The following is a 19,631-nucleotide window of genomic DNA, read 5'->3' as shown; positions in this document are numbered from 1 at the left end:
CCTCACGGTTGCGGCCTGTCGGATGAGCGACGTGATCGAGCGGCGCGTCCCGCGGGTCTGCTACGGACGGATGCCCTTGCCCGACGGGCGTCGTGGCCGCAGGATCGAGCGGGTGATCATCGATCGGCCGCAGGCGAGCTGCGCACTGGACTACCACCTGGTCCTGCCCGCGCCGGGCGCCAGTGACGGGGAGGGCATCCTCGTCGAGGAGTTCACCCGGCAGGACGACTTCTCCGCCAACGGCCTGCACAGCGCGAGTTGGACGCCCGGGTTCGGCTGGTGGAGTTCCGCCTCGCTGAGCCGCGACCTGCGTAGCGATCCGGCCGCACTCGCCCGGGTCGTCCCCGCCGAACGCGCGGGGGTGGCAGACGCCTACCGCCGCCTGGGGGGTGGTGACCTGCCCTCCGAGGCGGCGCTGCGGACGTACTTCCGCGACCACCAGCCGATCGCGACGGCCCCGCCGCTGCGGCTCGGCCCAACCCAGCCGCCGGACGGCTTTCACGAGCGACGCGTGTACCGCGTCCTGTTCGCCAGGGATCTGCGGGCGGACCAGGTGGCGGCCCTGCGCGCGCTCTGGCGTGCGGTTGGCGGCGGCGCAGCCGGATCGGTCGCCGACGGTCGGCGCGAGAGCGGCGGTGACCAGTTCACCTGGGAGCTGCGACGGGTCGGCCACACACTCGCCTGGTGCCTCGACGTGACGATCCTGATGAGAACCGGCGCGGTCGACGCGGTACGCGCGACCCTGACCGACCTGACGAACCTGCTGCGCGGGTACGGCCTGATCGTCGTGACGACCGAACGGTTCTCGTAGCCGCTCCACAAAGGGCGACGTGCCGATTTTGCAATGATGTACGTCGATGTTGCCACAGTGGGTTCAGACGTGGTGGAATGGCTCGTATCGCCGCAGCACGGGGGCAACCGCGCTGCGAACGGCCACTGCGGGAGCATCGCGGTGCCGGCAGCGCGCCACTTGGGCAGACGCTCGCCTGTCGCAGCACCGGGCCACCTCCACGACGACGGGCACCTCGACGCGTAGGGCGTCCTCGCCCGTCGTACGCATCCCCTGGCATGCACCCCGACGGCCGACGCACTCGACGTCCCGCCCGCCGGGGGCGTCCGATTCGGCCTGTCGGGACGCCGGAACCGGCGACGAGGTGAGAGGCAGTCATGAGTTCCCAGGAGAGTGTCGAGAGTGCCGCGACTGCCGAGAGGTGGTACCGGCACCGCCTGGTGTGGGTGGTGGTGATCCTGCTGGCGGTGTCGGCGGGCACGTTCGTCCTGGTCAGGCGGTCAGGCCGAGAGGCGGAGCCGGCGGATCTGCAAGCACAGATCACAGCCCGCATGCGTACCACCCTCGAACAGGCGGACCCGGGGCAGCACAACCATGCCGGCCACGGTGCCCAGCAGGCGGCCACCGAGAGCAAGCCGCCGGTGATCTGCGGAGTCCGCGTCTACGGCTACGAGCCGAGCGACGCCGCCGCACTCGCCGACGTACGGACCGTCTACGGCTTCCACCTCTGCGGAATCGCCGAGAAGAAGCGCCCCTGGGACGTGGCGGTCAAGCTGGCCGGCCCGCTGATCATGGACATGTCCACCAACCCTCCGGGGATCCAGGTGGTCGAGGCGACAGCCGACGTCATGTTCGTCGACCGGCTACGGGAGATGTTTCCGGACAAGTACGAGGAGTTGGCGCTCAAGGAGGCGCTGACCCAGTCGGAGATGGCCGACCAGCGTCGCCGGTACGACGCCGCAGCCGACCTCTGACCAGATCCCTCCGGTCGACGGGACCACCCTGACCACCTCATATCCCGTTTTAGATAGATCAGCATTGATATTTAGACACATGGATGTAACAGTGGGTTTGGGAGCGTTCCCACTTCGATCACCCCGAGGAACGGAGGATGAACCGTGCGTTCACCCAAGTCCGATCAATCCGGCGGACGACCCCGGTCAACTGCCCGTCGGTCACTTCAGGCGCTCGTCCTGCTGTTCGCCATGGTGGCCGGTACGTTGCCCTCGATCGGCGCGGCCCAGGCACACGGCACCGTCATCGGCCCGGCGACCCGCGCGTACCAGTGCTGGAAGACCTGGGGCAACCAGCACACGAACCCGGCCATGCAGCAGCAGGACCCGATGTGTTATCGGGCGTTCCAGGCCAACCCCGACACCATGTGGAACTGGATGAGCCAGCTGCGCGACGGTCTCGCCGGCCAGTTCCAGGCCCGCACCCCGGACGGGCAACTGTGCAGCAACGCGCTCTCCCGGAACGACTCGCTCAACCAGCCGGGAGCGTGGAAGTCGACAGCTGTCAGCCGCAACCTGACGGTCCAGATGTACGACCAGGCCAGCCACGGTGCTGACTACTTCCAGGTCTACGTCTCGAAGCAGGGGTTCAACCCGGCCACCCAGAAACTCGGCTGGGGCAACCTGGACCTGATCGCGACGACCGGGCGTTACGCGCCCGCACAGAACATCTCGTTCAACGTCTCGATCCCGTCCTCGCGCAGCGGGAACCACATCCTGTTCGTGCTGTGGAAGGCGTCGCACATGGACCAGACCTACATGTGGTGCAGCGACATCACCGTCAGCTGACGGCAGGACCCGGCATGCAGCAGAGGCGGTTCCCGGTGACCCGGGAGCCGCCTTTGCTGTGCTTCGCTGCTTATCACTGATGGCCACGGGGGCCCATGTCGCAGGCCCGGCCGGCGCGGTGACCCGGCCCGCCGCGGATGTAAACATCGATGTAAAAATTGAAACAACGTATTCATTGCCGATGTTTGCCCAGCGGCGAACACCCAGTGAAATTCCGGCGTCGACGCGCGTGGCGGGGTCCATTCGGCGGGTCGACCGTCGCACCGGATGCCTACCTGATCGGATCATCGCGACCCCGAAAATGGACTCCGCATACCATATTCTGGGACGGTAATTCAGCCTCGACAACACCCGATGAGCACGAATTCCACGCTCCTCAGACGACCCACAGACGGCACTGTCGGCAATATTTTCCTGAATCTCACCTCGACAGCGGTCAATGTCCTCAGTAGGGTGACTCCTTGTGATCGGGGGACCACTCCTCGACGCATGCACGGGGAGTGTCGTCAACGGGGCCGTCCGCTCTCAGAATCATCACTTTCTGCGACTGCCGATCCAGATCATCCCGAAGCTGCGGCCACGCCACCGGACCGCCCGGTGGCCGGTACGCCGTGCCGCCTTGTCGGATGCGCCGTCCTCACCACTCGCCGGTCCGCCGCCACCCTGGGTGCGCGGGGTGACCTGGCGCGTCGGTCCAGGGTGCATCCCTGCGTGCGGCGGGTCGGGATGCGGGCGCGGCAGCGCGGCGGGACTCGTCGTCCCACGCACACGCAAGCTCGCGCACACCGTTCACGTGGCTATACCAGCACCAGGGGGAGGTTCAGTGCCCATCGTCAGTGACCGGCTCCGGTTCGCCGCCGGGCCGACATCGGCAGCCGATGTGGTGGAACAGATCAGTTCGTGGTTCGCGGTTCCCGCGGACAAGGTCGACGAGGACCTGCGGCACGACCGGGAACGCATCCTGTCGGCCGTTCGTACGATCAACGACCGCGCCGCAGCCAACGAGCCCGACGCTCTGTACCACCAGCAACTGCTGCTCGCCCGGATCTACGCCCTGATCACCGCGCTGCCCGACGGCGCGACGGCCGAGGGCTCGGTGATCATCCACGAGGTGACCCGCCTGCTGGAGCAGGCCACCATCGAGGCCGAGGACAGCTGGATCGAACCGGCTGTCTACGACGCCATGCCCGGCCCGGGTCAGCCGTTCCTGTCCTGGTTGAAGGGGGTCGCGCGGCAGCACCCGGTGTTCAAGCACCCGTACTACGTCGACTTCATCAACCACCGTGCCAGCTCCGCCGACCTGCGCACGTACGTCATCCAGGAGTCCCTGGTAGACGGACGGTTCGACGACCTGCTCGCCATGATGCAGGTCGGCACGAGCGGCGCGGCCAAGATGGAGATCGCGGAGAACTTCTGGGACGAGATGGGCAACGGCAACCCGGCCGAGGTCCACACCCACCTGTTCAACAAGATCTACGACGTGTTCGACATCTCCGACGAGGAGTTGGAGAGCGCGATGACCGCCGACGACCTGCTGGCCGGAAACCTCGCGGTGCTGCTCTGCCGGTACCGGCAGTTCTACCCGGAGGCGGTCGGCTTCCTCGGCATGACCGAGTGGCTGGTGCCGGACCGGTTCCAGAACGTCGTCCGGGCCTGGGAGCGCCTCGGCCTGCCGGAGGTCGGCATCACCTACCACCGCCTGCACATCACGATCGATTCCAAGCACGCCGCCGGCTGGTTCCACAACATCGTCGTCCCGGCAAGCGAGTCGCCGCAGATGCGCCGGGGGATCGCCCGCGGTTCGCTCTGGCGGATGAACTCGTCCGCCCGGCACCTCGACGAGCGGCTGGCCCGCGCGGCCTGACCTGGTGATCGAGGCGCCGCCGCGCCCCGCCACCAGCATCTGCGGCGACACCCGTACCCGAAGCGAAAGGGAACGACATGCCAATCACCGACGAAGGGTTCAAGCTCGTCGAGCTTCCGCCGGTCACCGAAGAGGTCCTGGCCAGCTACGACCGCTGCCCGCCCGACCCGTACATGGGCAACCTGACCCGCTACAAGCGGTTCTCCCAGTACCGCGTGTCGCACAAGGGCGACGACGGGTGGCAGTTCGAGAAGCTGCCGCACCGCGCGTACACCGCGTTCAAGAAGTTCAACTCGATCGGCGGCGGGATGCGGCGGCCGTACGAGCCGCTGGAGGCGGACCTGATCCCGTGGGCCAGGTTCGGCATCGAGTCGATCCCGCTGGACCCCTCGGAGGACTGGCAGCTCAACGTGCACCAGAACCGCAGCCGGGCCACGCTGGAGAAGCCGGGCCAGCTCACCCCGGAGGGCATCCACCAGGACGGCCACGAGTACGTCATGATCGCCATCCTGCGCCGGCACAATGTCGTCGGCGGCGAGACGCGGCTGTGGCGGCCGGACGCCACCGAGCCGTTCTGGACCGGCACCCTCAAGCCCGGCCAGGCCCTGCTGCTCGACGACCGGGCGATCCTGCACGACGTCACCGACATCGAGCCCGAGAACGGCCAGCCCGGCCTTCGGGACATCCTGATCGTCGCCTGCTCCCGTTGGCGGGAGAAGTGGTACGGCGAGGAGCACGACGCCGCCGTGCTGGCCGACGGCGAGCCGGTCGTCTCGGCGATGTGAGCGCGTCCGCCGGATGAGGCCGTCCGCCGTGGTCCGGTCGAAACACCGGGCCACGGCGGCCCGCCGGGCGGGCGGATCACCCACGCGGCGGGCCCTTCGGACGGACCCGCCAGCGGGCAAGCGGACCACCGGCTCGCCGCCGGACAGACGGGAGCGAGGATGAGCGACTTCGTCAAGTACCACGCGCTCGGCAACGACTACCTGGTCGTCGACCCCCGACGGCTGGACATCGCGCGGACCGGCGACACCGCCCGACTGCTCTGCGACCGCCGGTACGGGGTCGGCGCCGACGGCCTGCTCGTCGGCCCGGTCGGCCAGGTGGTCCCGGGCGAACCCGTCGACCTGCTGATCTTCAACGCGGACGGCAGCCCGTGCGGCCGCAGCGGCAACGGCATCCGGATCTTCGCCAGTCACCTGCTCGACCGGGAACCACAACTCGGCCGCGGGCCGGCCGGCAACCAGGTCACCGTCCGCACCCGCGGCGGCACGTCCCGGGTGGAGATCCGCGATCCGGGCACCGGCACGGTCCGGATCGCCACCGACGCGCCGGCCTTCAGCGTGGCCGACCCGAGCGCGACGGACCCCGCCGCCCGGCTGCTCCGCCCGCTTGTCGTCGGTGACCGGACCCTGTCCGTGGTTGCCCTCGACGACGGCAACCCGCACCTGGTGGTGCCCCTGCCGGCGGTGGACCGGGCGGTCGCCGGGGCGCTCGGCGAGCCGATCGCCGGCCACCCGGAGTTTCCCGGCCGGACCAACGTGGAGTTCCTGCGGGTCGTGGACCGTTCCACAATCGAGATCGAGGTCTGGGAGCGCGGAGCCGGTTACACCACCGCGTCGGGCAGCGGCGCCTGCGCCGCCGCCGGTGCGGCCCACGCGCTCGGCCTGGTCGACGACCAGGTTGTCGTACACATGCCCGGCGGCACGGTCGAGGTCGGCATCGACGCCGACGGCACGGTCACCCTCACCGGGCCGGTCCGCGAGGTGTTCGCCGGTGAGCTGAGGGGCGACCTGATCGCCCGGCTCACCGCCGAGGAACGGGAAACGGAGCGGATCGGATGACGCAAACGCGTGAGGTCGTCGGGGGATGCCCGCTGGACTGTCCGGACGGATGTAGCTGGAAGGTCACCGTGACCGACGGGAAGGCCGTGCGGCTGCGCGGCAACCCGGACCATCCGTACACGCGGGGCACGCTCTGCGTGAAAGTCAATCAGTACCTCGACCACGTCGCCTCCCCGGACCGGCTGCTGTACCCGATGCGCCGGACCGGCCCCAAGGGCTCCGGTCGGTTCACCAGGATCGGCTGGGACGAGGCGCTGACCGAGATCGCCGACCAGCTCAACCGGATCGTGCGGGAGAGCGGTGGTGAAGCCATCTGGCCTTACCAGGGCACCGGCAACCTGGGCTTCCTCCAGGGTTTGCAGGGCCGGGCCGGTGCCCGGCTGTGGCATGTGCTCGGCGCCTCCCGGCACGAGATGACCATCTGTTCGATCGCCGGGCTGCACGGCACCACGTACGCCACCGGCACCAGCCGGGGCATCGATCCGGAGTCGATGGCGCACGCCCGGCTGATCCTGCTCTGGGGTGCCAACACCCTCACCACCAGCCACCACCTCTGGCGCTTCGTCGACCAGGCCCGCCGCGCCGGCGCGCACGTGGTGGTCATCGACCCGGTACGGACCCGGACCGCGCGGCAGGCCGACGAGCACATCGCCCCGCTGCCCGGCACCGACGCGGCCCTCGCCCTGGGCCTGCTGCACGTGGTGCTCGCCGAGGGCGCCGAGGACCGCGACTACCTGGAGCGGTACACCCTCGGCTGGCCCGAGTTCCGGGATCGGATCCTGGAGTACCCGCCGGACCGGGTCGCCGCGACCACCGGCCTCACCGAGGAACAGATCGTCACCCTGGGCCGGCGGCTGGCGCACACCCGACCCACCGCGATCCGGGCCGGCATCGGGGTGCAGCGGCACGCCGGTGGCGGCGAGGTGCTGCGGATGCTGGCCTGCCTGGTCGGCGTCACCGGCGACTGGCAGTACCCGGGCGGCGGGCTGGCGTTCTCGACCGACGGCTACTTCGGCGGCGACCGGGACGCGCTGGCCCGCCCCGACCTGCTCACCCGGCCGGTCCGCGCCCTGTCCATGACCCGGCTCGCGGAAACCCTGCTCGACGTGGACGACCCTCCGGTTCGGGCGCTCGTCGTGTACGGCTCCAATCCGGTCGCCAGCGCACCCGACCAGAACCGGATCCGCCGGGCGCTGACCCGGCCGGACCTGTTCACGGTGGTCCTCGACCACTTCCCGACCGACACCGTCGACTACGCCGACATCGTGCTGCCGGCCACCATGCAGACCGAACACCTGGACGTGCTCGACGGGTACGGGCACATGTACATCACCTGGAACGAACCGGCGGTGCCGCCGCCCGGTGAGTGCCTGTCCACCACCGAGACGTTCCGCCGGCTGGCCCGGCACCTCGGGCTGACCGAACCCAGCCTGTACGACTCCGATGAGGAGTTGGCCGGGCAACTGCTGGCCACCGACGATCCGTCACTGGCCGGGATCAGCATGGAACGGCTGCGCACCGAGGGCTGGGCACGGCTGAACTACGAGCCGGCGTTCCTGCCCTTCGCGGACGGCTTTCCCACCCCGTCCGGCCGGCTGGAGTTCCACTCCGAGCGGGCCGCCGCGGACGGGCTCGACCCGCTGGTCGGGTACGTCCCGCCGAAGGAGCCGAACGACCCGGACCTGTCCCGACGCTTCCCGCTGACCCTGATCGCGGGTGCCGGACACTTCTTCGTCAACACGGTCTTCGGCAACAAGCCGGAACTCGTCCGCCGGGCCGGCGGGCCCCGGATCGTCCTGCACCCGGACGACGCCGGGCCGCGCGGGCTCGTCGACGGCGGCCAGGCGCGGATCTTCAACGACCGGGGCGCGTTCACCGCGACGGTGAGCGTGGACGCGGACCACGTCCGGCCCGGGGTGGTCGCGACGACAAAGGGCCACTGGCTCAAGCTCAGCGGCGGCGCCGGGGTGAACGCCACGGTGGACGAGCGGGACTCGGACATGGGCGGCGGCGCCGTCTTCCACGACAACCGGGTGCAGATCGAACCCGTCGTACCCGGAGACGTCGAACCATCGTGACCACAGAGTAGGAGACCGTCCATGGAGTTCCGCCCACTCGGTCGCAGCGGCCTTCGGGTCAGCGAGATCGCGTACGGCAACTGGCTGACCCACGGCTCGCAGATCGACGTCGACACCGCGCGGACCTGCGTGACGGCGGCGCTCGGCGAGGGGATCACCACTTTCGACACGGCCGACGTGTACGCGGGCACCCGGGCCGAGGCGGTGCTCGGCGAGGCGCTGACCGGGGTACGCCGGGAGTCGCTGGTGCTGTGCACCAAGGTGTACTTCCCGACCGGTCCAGGCCCCAACGACCAGGGCCTGTCCCGCAAGCACATCGTCGAGTCGCTGCACGCCTCGCTGCGCCGGCTGCGCACCGACTACGTGGACGTCTACTACGCGCACCGGTTCGACCACGCCACCCCGCTCGTCGAGACGCTGCGCGCGTTCGACGACCTGGTCCGCCAGGGCAAGGTGCTCTACCTCGGGGTGTCCGAGTGGACCGCGGAGCAGATCGTCACCGCCCGGCGGCTGGCCGAGGACCTGGGCCTGACCGCGTTCGTCGCGAACCAGCCGCAGTACAACATGCTGTGGCGGGTGATCGAGGGCGAGGTGGTACCGGCCTGCGAGAAGGCCGGCATGAGCCAGGTCGTCTTCTCACCGCTGGCCCAGGGCGTGCTCAGCGGCAAGTACCGGTCCGACGGGCCGGCGCCGGAGGGCTCCCGCGCGCTGGACGCGAACGGCGCCGACTGGGTCGGCCCGTACCTGCGGCCGGAGGTGCTGGAGCGGGTGGCGGCGCTGCGTCCGCTGGCCGCCGAGGCCGGGCTGACCACGGCCCAGCTCGCGGTCGCGTGGACGTTGAACAATCCGAACGTGGCGGCGGCGGTGATCGGGGCGTCCCGGCCGGAGCAGATCCGGGAGAACGTCGCGGCGGTCGGGGTACGGCTCGACCCGTCGCTGCTCCGGCGGATCGACGAGACCCTCGGCGACGTGGTCGAGCGTGATCCCGGGAGGACGGAAAGCGCCGTCTGAGCGGCCACCGAGGAGAATCGAGGCCCCATGAGTTTCGAACCGTTCGCGCTTGTCGAGTGGCAGTCCCGGTACGAGCCCTCGGTCGAGTACACGCTGGCGGACAGCAGTTGCCAGCCGGTACGGCTGCGGGAGTTCGTGACCGGGGCGGACGCCGACCGGTTGCTCGACGGCCGCCAGCACTACCCGTCCGTGCGTGGTACCCCGGCGCTACGCGAGCTGATTGCCGACTGGCAGGGCTGCCGGCCGGAGGAGGTGCTGGTCACCGTCGGTGCGGCCGAGGCGAACACCCTGATCATGGACGCGCTGGTCGGGCCGGACGACCACGTGGTGCTGATGGAACCCGGGTACCGGCAGGTGTGGGGTTTGGCCCGCAACACCGGCGCGAAGATCGACACCTGCGCGCTGGACGAGGAACGCGGGTGGCGAATCGACCTGGCCGCGCTGGAGAGCCTCGTCCGGCCGGACACCAGGGCGATCGTCGTCACCAACCCGAACAACCCCACCGGCTCGGTGCTGTCCGCGCCGGAACGGGCGGCCCTGGTCGCGGTCGCCGCGCGCAACGGCGCCTGGCTGGTCGTGGACGAGGTGCACCGGGGTACCGAACTCGACCTCGACACGGTCACCCCGACCCTGTGGGGCGGGTACGACCGGGTGATCTGTGTTGGCAGCCTGTCGAAGGCGTTCGCCCTGCCGGGGCTGCGGGTGGGCTGGATCGTCGCGCCGGCGGAGTTCCTCACCCGGGTGTGGCGCCGGCACGAGTACCTGACGGTCAGCACCGGGATGCTCGCCATGCAGGTCGCCGAGTTGGCCCTCGCCGACCCGACCCGGGACCGGCTGCTGGACCGCAACCGGCGGCTGATGCGCGCCGGCCGGTCCCTGCTGGTCGACTGGGTGGAGGCGCACCAGGAGCTGGTGTCGATCGTCCCGCCGACCGCGACCGCACTCGGTTTCGTCCGGTACCGCGCGCCGGTGACCAGTTTGGCGCTGGCGACCGCGCTGCGGGTGCGGGGTGGGGTGCTCGTCGGGGCCGGCGCCCACTTCGGCTGGGAGGGGCACTTCCGGGTGATCCATTCGCTGGATCCGGGGTACGTCTCGGCGGCGCTGGACCGGGTGGCGACGGTGCTGGCCGAGGGCGTCGAGGGTGTGCTGCCAAAGGACGTGGGACCCGGCTGACGCCGGTCGGCACCGCGGACGCGGGGTCCGCCCGGTGGGATGTCCAGCCGGGCGGACCCCGCGTCCGGCTCAGCCGGTCCGGGCCGGCGACGGCCGCCGGTCGCCGTCGGTCGCGTTCGCCGGCCGCGCCCCGTTGGCCCGTCGCTCGCCGAGCGTCAGCGCGACCACGGCGCCGAGCAGCACTACCGAGCCGACGGTGGCGGCCACGGTGAGCCGTTCGTCGAACCAGAGCACGGCGATCACGGCGGCGGTGACCGGCTCGATCAACGCGATCACCGACGCCGTCGTCGCCCGGACCGTGGCCAGCCCGGTGAAGAACAAGCTGTACGCGAGCGCTGTCGGCGCGAATCCCAGGTAGAAGACCAGACCCAGCGTCTGACCGACATCCCCCGAGGTGGGCAGCAGCCCTTCGAGCAGGGCCAGCGGGAGCAGGAACACCATTCCGACGGTGAACCCGCCCAGTGCCATGACCTGCGGGCTGCCGCCGCTGTCCCGGCCCAACTTGCGGTTGAGCAGTGTGACCCCGGCATACCCGGCGGCGGACAGCAGCGCGCAGGCGAGCCCCAGCGCCGGTGCCGAGGCGGTGCTGGCGCTCCCGCCGCCGACCAGCAGAAGCAGCCCGACCAGGGCCATCGCCACGGTGGCGGCCCCAGCCCGGCCGAGCCGTTCACCCATCAGGAGGTGGGATCCGATGGCGATCAGGACCGGTCCGGATCCGAGGGTCACCACCGTCGCGACGGCCAGCCCGGCGTAGTCGACGGCGGCGAAGTAGGCGGTCTGGTAGACCGCCAACCCCACCCCTGTCGTCACCACCTGCTGCCAGCGCGGCCGGGCGAGGGTGCCGGTACGGCGACGGAGCAGCAGGTGAGCGGCGGCGAGGAGCAGGACTCCACTGGCGAACCGCCAGAAGGAAACCGCCACGGGTCCCATGCCGCTGTTGTCGTAGAGGACGGCCGCCACAGCGCCGCCGGTCCCCCAGGCGACAGCCGCGACACAGATGTAGAAGATTCCACGCCCGACGGACGGGCGCATATCAGTATTCACACAGTTCTCCGAAGTCATCGCCACCCGGGCACCACAAACGCACCCGGGCTCAGGAAAGAGGGAGCCGGGTTGGAAAGGTGTCGTTACCGGTTCGCGGGTGGTGGCGAGACAACGAAGAATGTCACCAGGACACCATACCGGCGTTCCCGTGACCAGGCCGTCACACCGTGCCGTAGGTCAGTCCCGGACCAGCATCAGCCGAAGGGCCAGGCCGACGAACACCGCCGAGGTGACCACGTTGAGCGCCTTGATGATCCGCCGGCTGCGGCGCAGCAACTGACCCGCGTGCCCGGCGGCGAGACCGATCACGCCGTCGATCAGGAGGTCGATGACCACCAGGGTCAGGCCGAGGATGAGGAACTGGCCGGCGACGTTGCCGAGTTCCGGGTTGACGAACTGGGGCAGGAACGCGGCGTTGAACAGGATCACCTTCGGGTTGAGCAGGTTGACCACTGCCGCTTTGCGGAACGCCACCCAGCGGTTCACGCCGCCCGCCTCGCCGGCCGGCGCGGCCAGGGCCGTCTCGTTGCGTTCGAGGTACGTCTTGACGGCCAGGTAGACCAGATAGGCCGCGCCGGCCCAGCGGATCACGTCGTAGAGGAACGGTGCCACGGCGAAGATCGCGGCGAAGCCGAGGATGGCCGCCACCGCGTGCACGGCGAGGCCGGCCGCCACGCCCAGCGCGGCGGCGAATCCGGCCAGCGGGCCGCCGCTGACACCCATGGTGATGATGAATGCCATGTCAGGTCCCGGCACGATCACCAGAATCACGGCCGCCAACACGAATGCCTGGTAGAGCGACAGATCGATCACCGACATAGTATTCCATACCGGCGTGAACAGGTAGGCGTCGGCAATCCGTCCGCCCGTTCCCAGGATTTGGGCGGCTGGCTCCACAAGGAAACGAATGTTGAATTGTTGTCAGGCTATCGCAGGTCGGCCGGATCGGTTCACGCTGACGTTGACAGGTGGCGCTGGTGACGGCGCGATCTGACGACCGCGTCTCCTCCGACACAGCGCGCACCAGCGCCTGACGCACCCCCCAGCAAGACGGACCGGGTCGCGACGGCGCCGTCCTGCGGACAAGCAGCGGACAAATGATCAAGGGCGGGTCTCCGTCTTCCGGAGACCCGCCCTTGACCTGCTGTTTCTTGGTGGAGCTGAGGGGATTTGAACCCCTGACCCCCTCGATGCGAACGAGGTGCGCTACCAGTCTGCGCCACAGCCCCCCACCGGTTAACCGGCTTCGGTCCCACCCGGCTTGCACCGGGCGGGCCGGCAGCAAGGCTAACAGGTCGTTCGCCTCCACCGCGAATCCACCCCCGGTGCGCCGCCGGTGCGCCGCCGGTGCGCCGCCGGTGCGCCGCCCGGCCAGCTCTGAGATCCACTCGACATCCAGGAAGTCGGGCCATCCCGGACGCCCGGACACCCCGCCTTCCGGGAAGCCGAGTCGATCAAGCTCGGCCGGCCTTCGCACGGCCTTGATCGACTCGACATCGCCGACGTGGGGGCATCATCGTGCGGTTACACCCCCATATCGGTGATCTGGGTTCGATCAAGCTCCCCCGACGGGGCCCCGTCGGGGCCGACGCAAGCCCGGCCAGGCCCGGCAAGCCCGGTCAGGCCCGGCAAGCCCGGTCAGGCCCGGGCAGCGGTCAGGCGCCGCGGCCGGCCTCGTAGGGGCGACCGCGCAGTCCGCCCGAGCGGCGGTACGAGACCGAGCCGCCGTTGACCGCCGCCGGCAGGTCGGAGGGCCGGTCGAGACCCATGGCGGCTCGGCGTACCCCCTCGCGTTGGGCCGCCAGACGACGCTGCGCCTCCCGGCGGGCCGCCGCGCGACGGGCCTGTTCGCGGCGGACCTCGGCCTGCCGGGCGGCCAGCCATGCCGCCTCCCGGGCCCGGGCGCGACGCCGGCGACGGGCGGCGAGGGCCCGCCGACGCAGGTGTACGACGTACACGGCCAGCAGCATGAACGTGACCGAGAAGCCGATCCAGAAGCCGGGGCTGACGAACAGCACGCCGATCAACTCGACGACGTTGAGCAGCAGCAGCGCGGCGAGCACGCGGCGTCGCCGGTACACGGCGGGGGCGTGCTGCCGGCGCGGTGGACGGCGGCGGGGACGCTTCGGCGCCGGCGGCACGGCGCGCAGCCGTCCGGATCGGCGGGCGGCCGGGGGCGCGGAGACCGGCACGGCCAACTTCCCCGTAGTCGCGTCCTCACTCAGGGTGACGACAAGCGAGCGTGGAGGGTGGACGGGCTGCCGTCCCGGCACAGTGCGACGCCGCCGACGGCGTTGGAGCACCCGCGCCGTCGACTGCGCCCGCTCCGCCACCAGCCGCTCTGTGGCGTCGTACCGACGAACAAGCGCCGGAGCCAGGGCGAGCAGGCCGGCGGCGGCGAGGACGGCGAGGAGCACCGAGGTCGGCACCCTCACCCCTCCCGTCACCGAATTCGGAGCAACCGCTCCCCGACCGCAGGATCTTTGACCAATCACGCCTGTTTGCGTGGATCGTCCGGGCGGTGAGCGCTTGCCGCAGCTTGCAGTTACTTGAGGTTACGGTGCACCGACCGGGTTGCCGCCACGCCGCGCCGATCCCGTCCGTGGGACAGCCTCTAGCGCGCGGTGGCGCGGATCCGGTGCCAACGGGCCAGCAGACCGCCCTCGGCGGCGACTTCCTCGCTCGTCATCGCGTATCCGATGTGGTCACGCCACGCACCGTCGATGTGCATGTAGCGCACGTGGTACGACTCATCGCGGAAGCCCAACTTCTCCACCACCCGCCGCGACGGACGGTTCTCCGGCCGGATGTTGACCTCGACGCGGTGCAGCCCACCCGGGCCGAAAGCGTGGTCGACCGCGAGCGCGAGCGCGGTCGGGATGACACCCTGGCCGGCGACCCGGGCGTCGACCCAGTAGCCGACATAACCGGAGCAGAAGGCGCGGCGCACGATACTGCCGATGTTGAGGTGCCCGACCAGACGGTCCCGGTCGGCCTCCCGCAGGCAGACAGCGAACGGCATCCCCTCACCCTCGCGTGCCGAGCGCCGCTGGTCACGGTGCACCCAGCGGAACGTGGCAGGCGAGTTCAGCTCGTCCCAGCCGCCCGGCAGCGACGACTCCCAGGGGGCCAGCCAGGCCTGGTTGGCCCGACGCACCTCCGACCACGCCGCCGCGTCGGAGCGCCGGTAGGGGCGCAACAACACCGGGCCGTCGACGAGCACCGCCGGCCATCCGGGCGCCCGGACTGGTCCGAAGAGACTCACCCGCACAGTCTCCCGCGCGGGACCGGTGCGCGCGCAAGTGGACCCACGAGATCCCGCCGACGAGCTGAGTTCACCGACGGCGGTCCAGCAGCAGGACGTCCACGGTGGACCCGGCGGCTGCGGTGGTGACCCGCTCGCCGAGCACCAGGAGCCCGTTCGCCTCGGCGAGGCCGGAGAGGGTGAAGGGCCCCCCGCGCAGCGGCTGCACGGTGTAACCGCCGCCGCGTCGTTCGGCGACGTGCGCGGGCCGAAACTCGCGCAGCCCACCCGGGGACGACACGGTCTCCAGCAGATGCGCCCGGACGCTGGGACGGAACACCGGCTCGGCGCCGGCGAGCAGTTGGATGGCGGGGCGGGCCAGCACCTCGAAGCCGATAAGCGCGGCGCCCGGGTCGCCCGGCAGGCAGACCACCGGCACCTCTTCGGCACCGACGGTGCCGAACCCGAGGGCGGTGCCGGGATAGAGCGCCACGTCGGTGAAGGTCACCGGTCCGGCCCGGCCACCCTCCCGCCGGGACAGGATCCGCCGGACCATGTCGCCGGGGCCGGTGCCGGTGCCACCGGTGGTGATGATCAGATCGGCCCGCAGGGTCTGGTCCTCCAGCAGCCCGCGCAGCCCCTCCGGGTCGTCGTCGCAGATGCCGACCCGGTACGCGAGCGCGCCCACCTCGGCCGCGGCGGCGGTCAGCGCGTGCGAGTTGGCGTCCACCACCTGACCGGGCTGGCTGCCGCGGCCCACGTCGACCAACTCGTCGCCGGTGGCCACGATGACCACCCGTGGACTGGGCCGCACCACGACGTGGCCGATGCCGGTGGCGGCGAACACCGCGACGAGGGCCGGGGAGACGTAGGTGCCGGCACGGGCGAGCAGGGTGCCGGCGGGCAGTTCCTCACCGGCGCGGCGGACGCCGTACCCTCGCTTGGGGCTGCGGAAGATCTCCACGGCGGCCATGCCCTGGTCCGTCCATTCCACCGGCACCACGACGTCCGCGGCGACCGGCAGCGGCGCCCCGGCGGCCACCGAGAAGCACGAGCCCGGAGTGAGCCGCACCGGCCGCCAGCTCGCCGCGCCGAGGTCGCCGACCACGTTGAGCCGGATGCTCCGCCCGCCGGGCGTGCCGGAGGGGGCCGGGACGTAGCTCGGGCCCCGGCCCCCTCCGGAAATGTCCTCCCAGCGGGCCGCGTACCCGTCCACGGCCGCCTGGTCGAAGGCCGGGAAGGCGTGCGGCGCGACGACGTCCTCGGCGAGGACGTTGCCGTGCGCCTGGGTGAGGTCGAGGTCGAGTGGCGGCAGCGCTCGCAACCTGCGCAGCACGCTGCCCAGGTAGTCGGCGAGCGGCGTCAACTCGTTCGCGGCCGCCTCGGCGTCGGCCGTCGCTGTCATGTACCAGATCCGCCTGCCGCGTCGGCCTTGACGAACTCGGCCAGCCAGGAGCGGAACTCGCTGCCGAGGTCCTCGCGCTCGGCGGCGATCTGCACGACCGTCTGGAGGTAACCCAGCGGCATGCCGGTGTCGTAGCGGGTGCCCCGGTAGACGATCGCGTGCACCGGGGTGCCCTCGGTGCGGAGCAACTCCATGGCGTCGGTCAACTGGATCTCGCCACCACTGCCCGGCTTGGTCCGCCGGATCGCGTCGAAGATGGTGCCCGGCAGCACGTACCGACCCAGCACGGCGAGGTTGCTCGGCGCGTCCTCCGGCTGTGGCTTCTCCACCATGCCGGTCACCTTGACGACCTCGCCGATGTCGGTCAGGTCGGCCTCGGCGGGCTCGACCGAGGCGATGCCGTACCGCTTGGTGTCGGCCGGGTCGACCTCGAAGAACGCGAGCACGACGCCACCGGTGCGGGCCTGCAACTCCAGCATGGCCGGCAGCAGCGGCTCGGACGGCTTCACGAACTCGTCGCCGAGCAGCACCGCGAAGCTCTGGTCGCCGACGTGGGACTCGGCGTACCCGATCGCGTGCCCGAGCCCGAGCTGCTCCGGCTGCCGGACGGTGTAGATCTCCGCCAGCTCACTGGGCCGGCGCACGGCCGCCAGCCGCTCGGCGTCGCCCTTCTCCTCCAGCCTGGTCTCCAGGTCGGGGCGTCGATCGAAGTGGTCCACCATCGACGTCTTACCCCGACCGGTGATCAGCAACACGTCGCCGATGCCGGCCTGGGTGGCCTCCTCGACGATGTACTGCAACACCGGCCGGTCGACGACCGGCAGCAGCTCCTTGGGAACCGCCTTGGTGGCCGGCAGGAAGCGGGTAGCCAGTCCGGCGGCCGGGATGACGGCCTTGACCGCCAGGGGACGGCCGGTTGCGGCGACCGTCGCTGAGGGGTTCGCTGAGTGCTCCGACATGCCGCGAGACTATCGGCCACGGCTCTGCCGCGGCGGGTGTGGCCCAGAAGACGCGCCGCCACCCGGCCCCGGTCGGGCCGCGTCGGGGCCGGCCCGCGCCGCGTCCGCCGGGCCGTCGTCGGGATCCGGCCGGGCGTGCGCGGGCCCCGAACGGTTCGTTTCCGGTACGCCCACAGCCGACTCCGACCGGGCGTGGCCGCCCGGCTCCCGCGGGACCTGCACCTGTCGACCCGCCCTCGGCAGTCCGTCGGGTGGGCTGACCGCGCCGGCCGGCACCGGTATCTCCCGCGTCGGCACGTCGGGGCGCGCCTCGGCGACCTGGTAGGTGTCACGCCCGGCGGCCTTGGCCACGTAGAGGGCGTCGTCGGCGGCCTCCAGCACCTCCCGCCCTGTGCTGCCGTGGTCGGGATAGACGGCGATGCCCACCGACACGGTGACCACGATCGGCCCCGCGTACGCCTCGACGGCGATCGGTGTCTCGCGTACCGCCGCTCCCAGCCGCTCCGCGACGATCGCCGCGCCCCGGGCGTCGGTCTCCGGCAGGAGCAGCACGAACTCCTCACCGCCCTGCCGGAACGCCAGGTCCACCTCCCGGATCTCTCCGCGTACCCGCCGGGCGAACTCCGCCAGCACGGTGTCCCCCGCCGCGTGCCCGTACGTGTCGTTGACGTCCTTGAAGCGGTCCAGGTCGAGGGCGAGGACGCTGAGCATCCGGCCGAACCGGCTCGCCCGCTCGACCTCCCGCCGGATCGACTCGCGCAGGTAGCGGTAGTTCCACAGCCCGGTGAGCGGGTCGGTCAGGGAGAGCCGCTGCGCCTCCTCGTGCACCCGCACGTTCTCCACCGCGACGGCCGCGTGCCCGGCGAAGGTCCGCAGGGTGACCAGGTCGTCGTCGTCGAACTCGTCCGCGCCCACCCGGTCGTAGAGCGCCAGTACACCGAGCGCCACCGCCGGGGCCCCGGCCTCGTCCACCGTCCTCTCGTCGCCCGTGATGGTGGGCCCACCACCCGGCATGGTCGTCGTGCCGCCCGGGGCGGCGAAGGGGACCGCCACGTAGGTGCGGCAGCTCGGCTCGCCGGTCGGGGCGTCGGTCGGTTCCACCCGCCCCCGCTGCGGCTCGCCGGTCGCGGCCACCGCGCCGACCACGCCGACGCCCACCGGCACCCGCAGGGTCGGCGGGCCGTCCGGGTCCGGTGTCGGCCACCGCCCGTCCAGGCCCTCGCTGCACTGTGCGACGAGCACCCCGCCGGTCTCCACCAGCAGCACCGCGCCGGCCCGCGCGCCGGTGGCCGCGATGGCGCTGTGCAGGATCACCCGCAGGATGCGTTGCAGGTCGTGGGTGCTGGCCAGGGTGTCACCGAGCACCGCGAGGTGCCCGCGTAGCTGGTCACGGCTGCTGGTCAACGCCGCGACGTACGACCCGGTCTCGCGGGTCATCCGGTTGAACGCCGCCGCCAGCCGGCCCAGCTCGTCGCGGCTGCGCACCGGCACGCGGGCGGTCAGGTCGCCGTGCGCCACCCGGTCGACCGCACCGGCCAGCTCCACCAGGGGTCGGGTGGTCACCCGGGCGAGACGCCACGCGGTCAACACGGCGAGCAGCCCGGCGAGCACGACCACGCCGGCCAGCGTCACGTGCAGCCCCGGCGGCCTGGTGCTCGGCACCGACAGCACCAGCGGCAGCGGCTGACCCGCGGACGGCCCGATCCGCCGCACGTACCGGCCCTTGGTGGTCTCGGTGACCCGCTCCCCGGTGGTGTGGCCGGCGGCGGACAGCACCGCGTCGCGTACCTCGCGGGACTCGGTGGTGTGGGTGAACCGGGCGGCGCTCGCGCCGCCGTCGAGCAGCGTGACCGCGACTCCGCTCATCGCCGCCAGCCGGGCCACGAAGGCCGGGTCGACAAGTTGCGCGGCGGCCACGCTGCCCAGCAGGGTGCCGGCCGGGTCCCGGCGGTCCACCCGGGCCGACAGCGCGCGGACCGGGCCGGACGTCGCGGCGGTCGACTCCGAGCAGTCCCGCCAGGGTGTCGTCGGCGCGCCGGGCGACGCGTACGTGACCCGCCCGCTGACGTCGCTTATCAGCACGGCCGCGGCCAACCCTCGGCCGACGAGCTGGCCGGCGACGACGGCCGGATCACCGGTGAGGGCGACCGCGTCGGCGGCGGCGCGCAACTGCTGGCAGAGCGCGTCGACCGAGGTCCGCACCGTGGACGCGGCAACGGCGAGCCGTTCGGTGGACCGGGTGCGGTCGACGGCCGTGACGGTGGAGGCGACGAAGAACGCGCCGAGCAGGACCGGGCCGAGCACCACCACGAGGAAGGCTGCCGTCAACCGCCCGCGTAGCGTCACTCGGTCCCCCCGGAAGTTCCGCCTCCGTTGCTTGCGATGCTGACACAGAGCAACCGTGGGAGTGGCGTTGC

16 protein-coding genes and 1 tRNA gene are annotated in these 19,631 nt (G+C 71.4%); 9 read left to right on the top strand and 8 right to left on the bottom strand.

The window, feature by feature from the left end; translation table 11 throughout:
- The first annotated feature begins 22 nt into the window (after positions 1 to 22).
- From ABZU91_RS24190 to ABZU91_RS24150, 9 genes are all read left to right on the top strand, one after another.
- Positions 23 to 811 (top strand): hypothetical protein, encoded by a 789-nt coding sequence (locus ABZU91_RS24190; RefSeq protein WP_355244559.1) that lies wholly within the window; start codon positions 23 to 25, stop codon positions 809 to 811.
- Positions 812 to 1,167: 356 nt separating this feature from the next.
- A complete protein-coding gene (locus ABZU91_RS24185) occupies positions 1,168 to 1,764 on the top strand; it encodes a hypothetical protein (RefSeq protein WP_355244556.1) in 597 nt (198 codons plus the stop codon).
- Positions 1,765 to 1,908: 144 nt separating this feature from the next.
- On the top strand, positions 1,909 to 2,592 hold the full coding sequence (locus tag ABZU91_RS24180) for a lytic polysaccharide monooxygenase (RefSeq protein WP_355244553.1): 684 nt from the start codon (positions 1,909 to 1,911) through the stop codon (positions 2,590 to 2,592).
- Positions 2,593 to 3,415: 823 nt separating this feature from the next.
- Positions 3,416 to 4,456: an iron-containing redox enzyme family protein gene (locus ABZU91_RS24175; protein WP_355244550.1), complete on the top strand. Its 1,041-nt coding sequence runs from the start codon at positions 3,416 to 3,418 to the stop codon at positions 4,454 to 4,456.
- 77 nt (positions 4,457 to 4,533) lie between these two features.
- Entirely contained in the window at positions 4,534 to 5,241 is a 708-nt protein-coding gene (locus ABZU91_RS24170; RefSeq protein ID WP_355244547.1) for a 2OG-Fe dioxygenase family protein, read from the top strand.
- 159 nt (positions 5,242 to 5,400) lie between these two features.
- Positions 5,401 to 6,300 (top strand): diaminopimelate epimerase, encoded by a 900-nt coding sequence (gene dapF, locus ABZU91_RS24165; RefSeq protein ID WP_355244544.1) that lies wholly within the window; start codon positions 5,401 to 5,403, stop codon positions 6,298 to 6,300.
- Positions 6,297 to 8,378 (top strand): molybdopterin-dependent oxidoreductase, encoded by a 2,082-nt coding sequence (locus ABZU91_RS24160; protein ID WP_355244541.1) that lies wholly within the window; start codon positions 6,297 to 6,299, stop codon positions 8,376 to 8,378. The genes dapF and ABZU91_RS24160 overlap by 4 nt, the downstream gene beginning before the upstream one ends.
- 21 nt (positions 8,379 to 8,399) lie before the next feature.
- On the top strand, positions 8,400 to 9,389 hold the full coding sequence (locus tag ABZU91_RS24155; protein WP_355244538.1) for an aldo/keto reductase family protein: 990 nt from the start codon (positions 8,400 to 8,402) through the stop codon (positions 9,387 to 9,389).
- A 27-nt stretch (positions 9,390 to 9,416) separates the two neighbouring features.
- The gene (locus ABZU91_RS24150; protein ID WP_355244535.1) at positions 9,417 to 10,562 is read left to right on the top strand and encodes an aminotransferase class I/II-fold pyridoxal phosphate-dependent enzyme; all 1,146 of its coding nucleotides are present in this window, start codon (positions 9,417 to 9,419) and stop codon (positions 10,560 to 10,562) included.
- Positions 10,563 to 10,631: 69 nt separating this feature from the next.
- Here the strand turns inward: ABZU91_RS24150 and ABZU91_RS24145 are convergent, their stop codons facing one another.
- From ABZU91_RS24145 to ABZU91_RS24110, 8 genes are all read right to left on the bottom strand, one after another.
- Positions 10,632 to 11,606, bottom strand: a complete 975-nt coding sequence (locus ABZU91_RS24145) for a DMT family transporter (RefSeq protein ID WP_355244531.1) — start codon at positions 11,604 to 11,606, stop codon at positions 10,632 to 10,634.
- A gap of 177 nt (positions 11,607 to 11,783) precedes the next feature.
- Positions 11,784 to 12,503, bottom strand: a complete 720-nt coding sequence (locus ABZU91_RS24140; RefSeq protein WP_355244528.1) for a LysE family translocator — start codon at positions 12,501 to 12,503, stop codon at positions 11,784 to 11,786.
- Positions 12,504 to 12,758: 255 nt separating this feature from the next.
- Positions 12,759 to 12,835, bottom strand: a tRNA-Ala gene (locus tag ABZU91_RS24135).
- 426 nt (positions 12,836 to 13,261) lie between these two features.
- Complete coding sequence (locus ABZU91_RS24130; protein WP_355244525.1) at positions 13,262 to 14,041, bottom strand: hypothetical protein; 780 nt, start codon at positions 14,039 to 14,041, stop codon at positions 13,262 to 13,264.
- A gap of 179 nt (positions 14,042 to 14,220) precedes the next feature.
- Positions 14,221 to 14,871, bottom strand: coding sequence for a GNAT family protein (locus ABZU91_RS24125; RefSeq protein WP_355244522.1), 651 nt, complete (start codon positions 14,869 to 14,871; stop codon positions 14,221 to 14,223).
- Positions 14,872 to 14,941: 70 nt separating this feature from the next.
- Positions 14,942 to 16,255: a gephyrin-like molybdotransferase Glp gene (gene glp / locus ABZU91_RS24120; protein WP_355244519.1), complete on the bottom strand. Its 1,314-nt coding sequence runs from the start codon at positions 16,253 to 16,255 to the stop codon at positions 14,942 to 14,944.
- Positions 16,252 to 17,214 carry a UTP--glucose-1-phosphate uridylyltransferase gene (locus tag ABZU91_RS24115; RefSeq protein WP_355244516.1) on the bottom strand — a complete coding sequence of 321 codons (963 nt, stop codon included), beginning with the start codon at positions 17,212 to 17,214 and terminating at the stop codon, positions 16,252 to 16,254. The genes glp and ABZU91_RS24115 overlap by 4 nt, the downstream gene beginning before the upstream one ends.
- Before the next feature lie 9 nt (positions 17,215 to 17,223).
- Entirely contained in the window at positions 17,224 to 19,560 is a 2,337-nt protein-coding gene (locus tag ABZU91_RS24110; RefSeq protein WP_355244513.1) for a diguanylate cyclase, read from the bottom strand.
- Positions 19,561 to 19,631 lie beyond the last annotated feature (71 nt).

It is taken from the genome of Micromonospora sp. NPDC005174 (genome assembly GCF_040608495.1).
GTDB lineage: Bacteria > Actinomycetota > Actinomycetes > Mycobacteriales > Micromonosporaceae > Micromonospora.
Note: the sequence above shows the minus strand (reverse complement) of the source record. Positions and strands in the feature narration are given on the sequence as shown.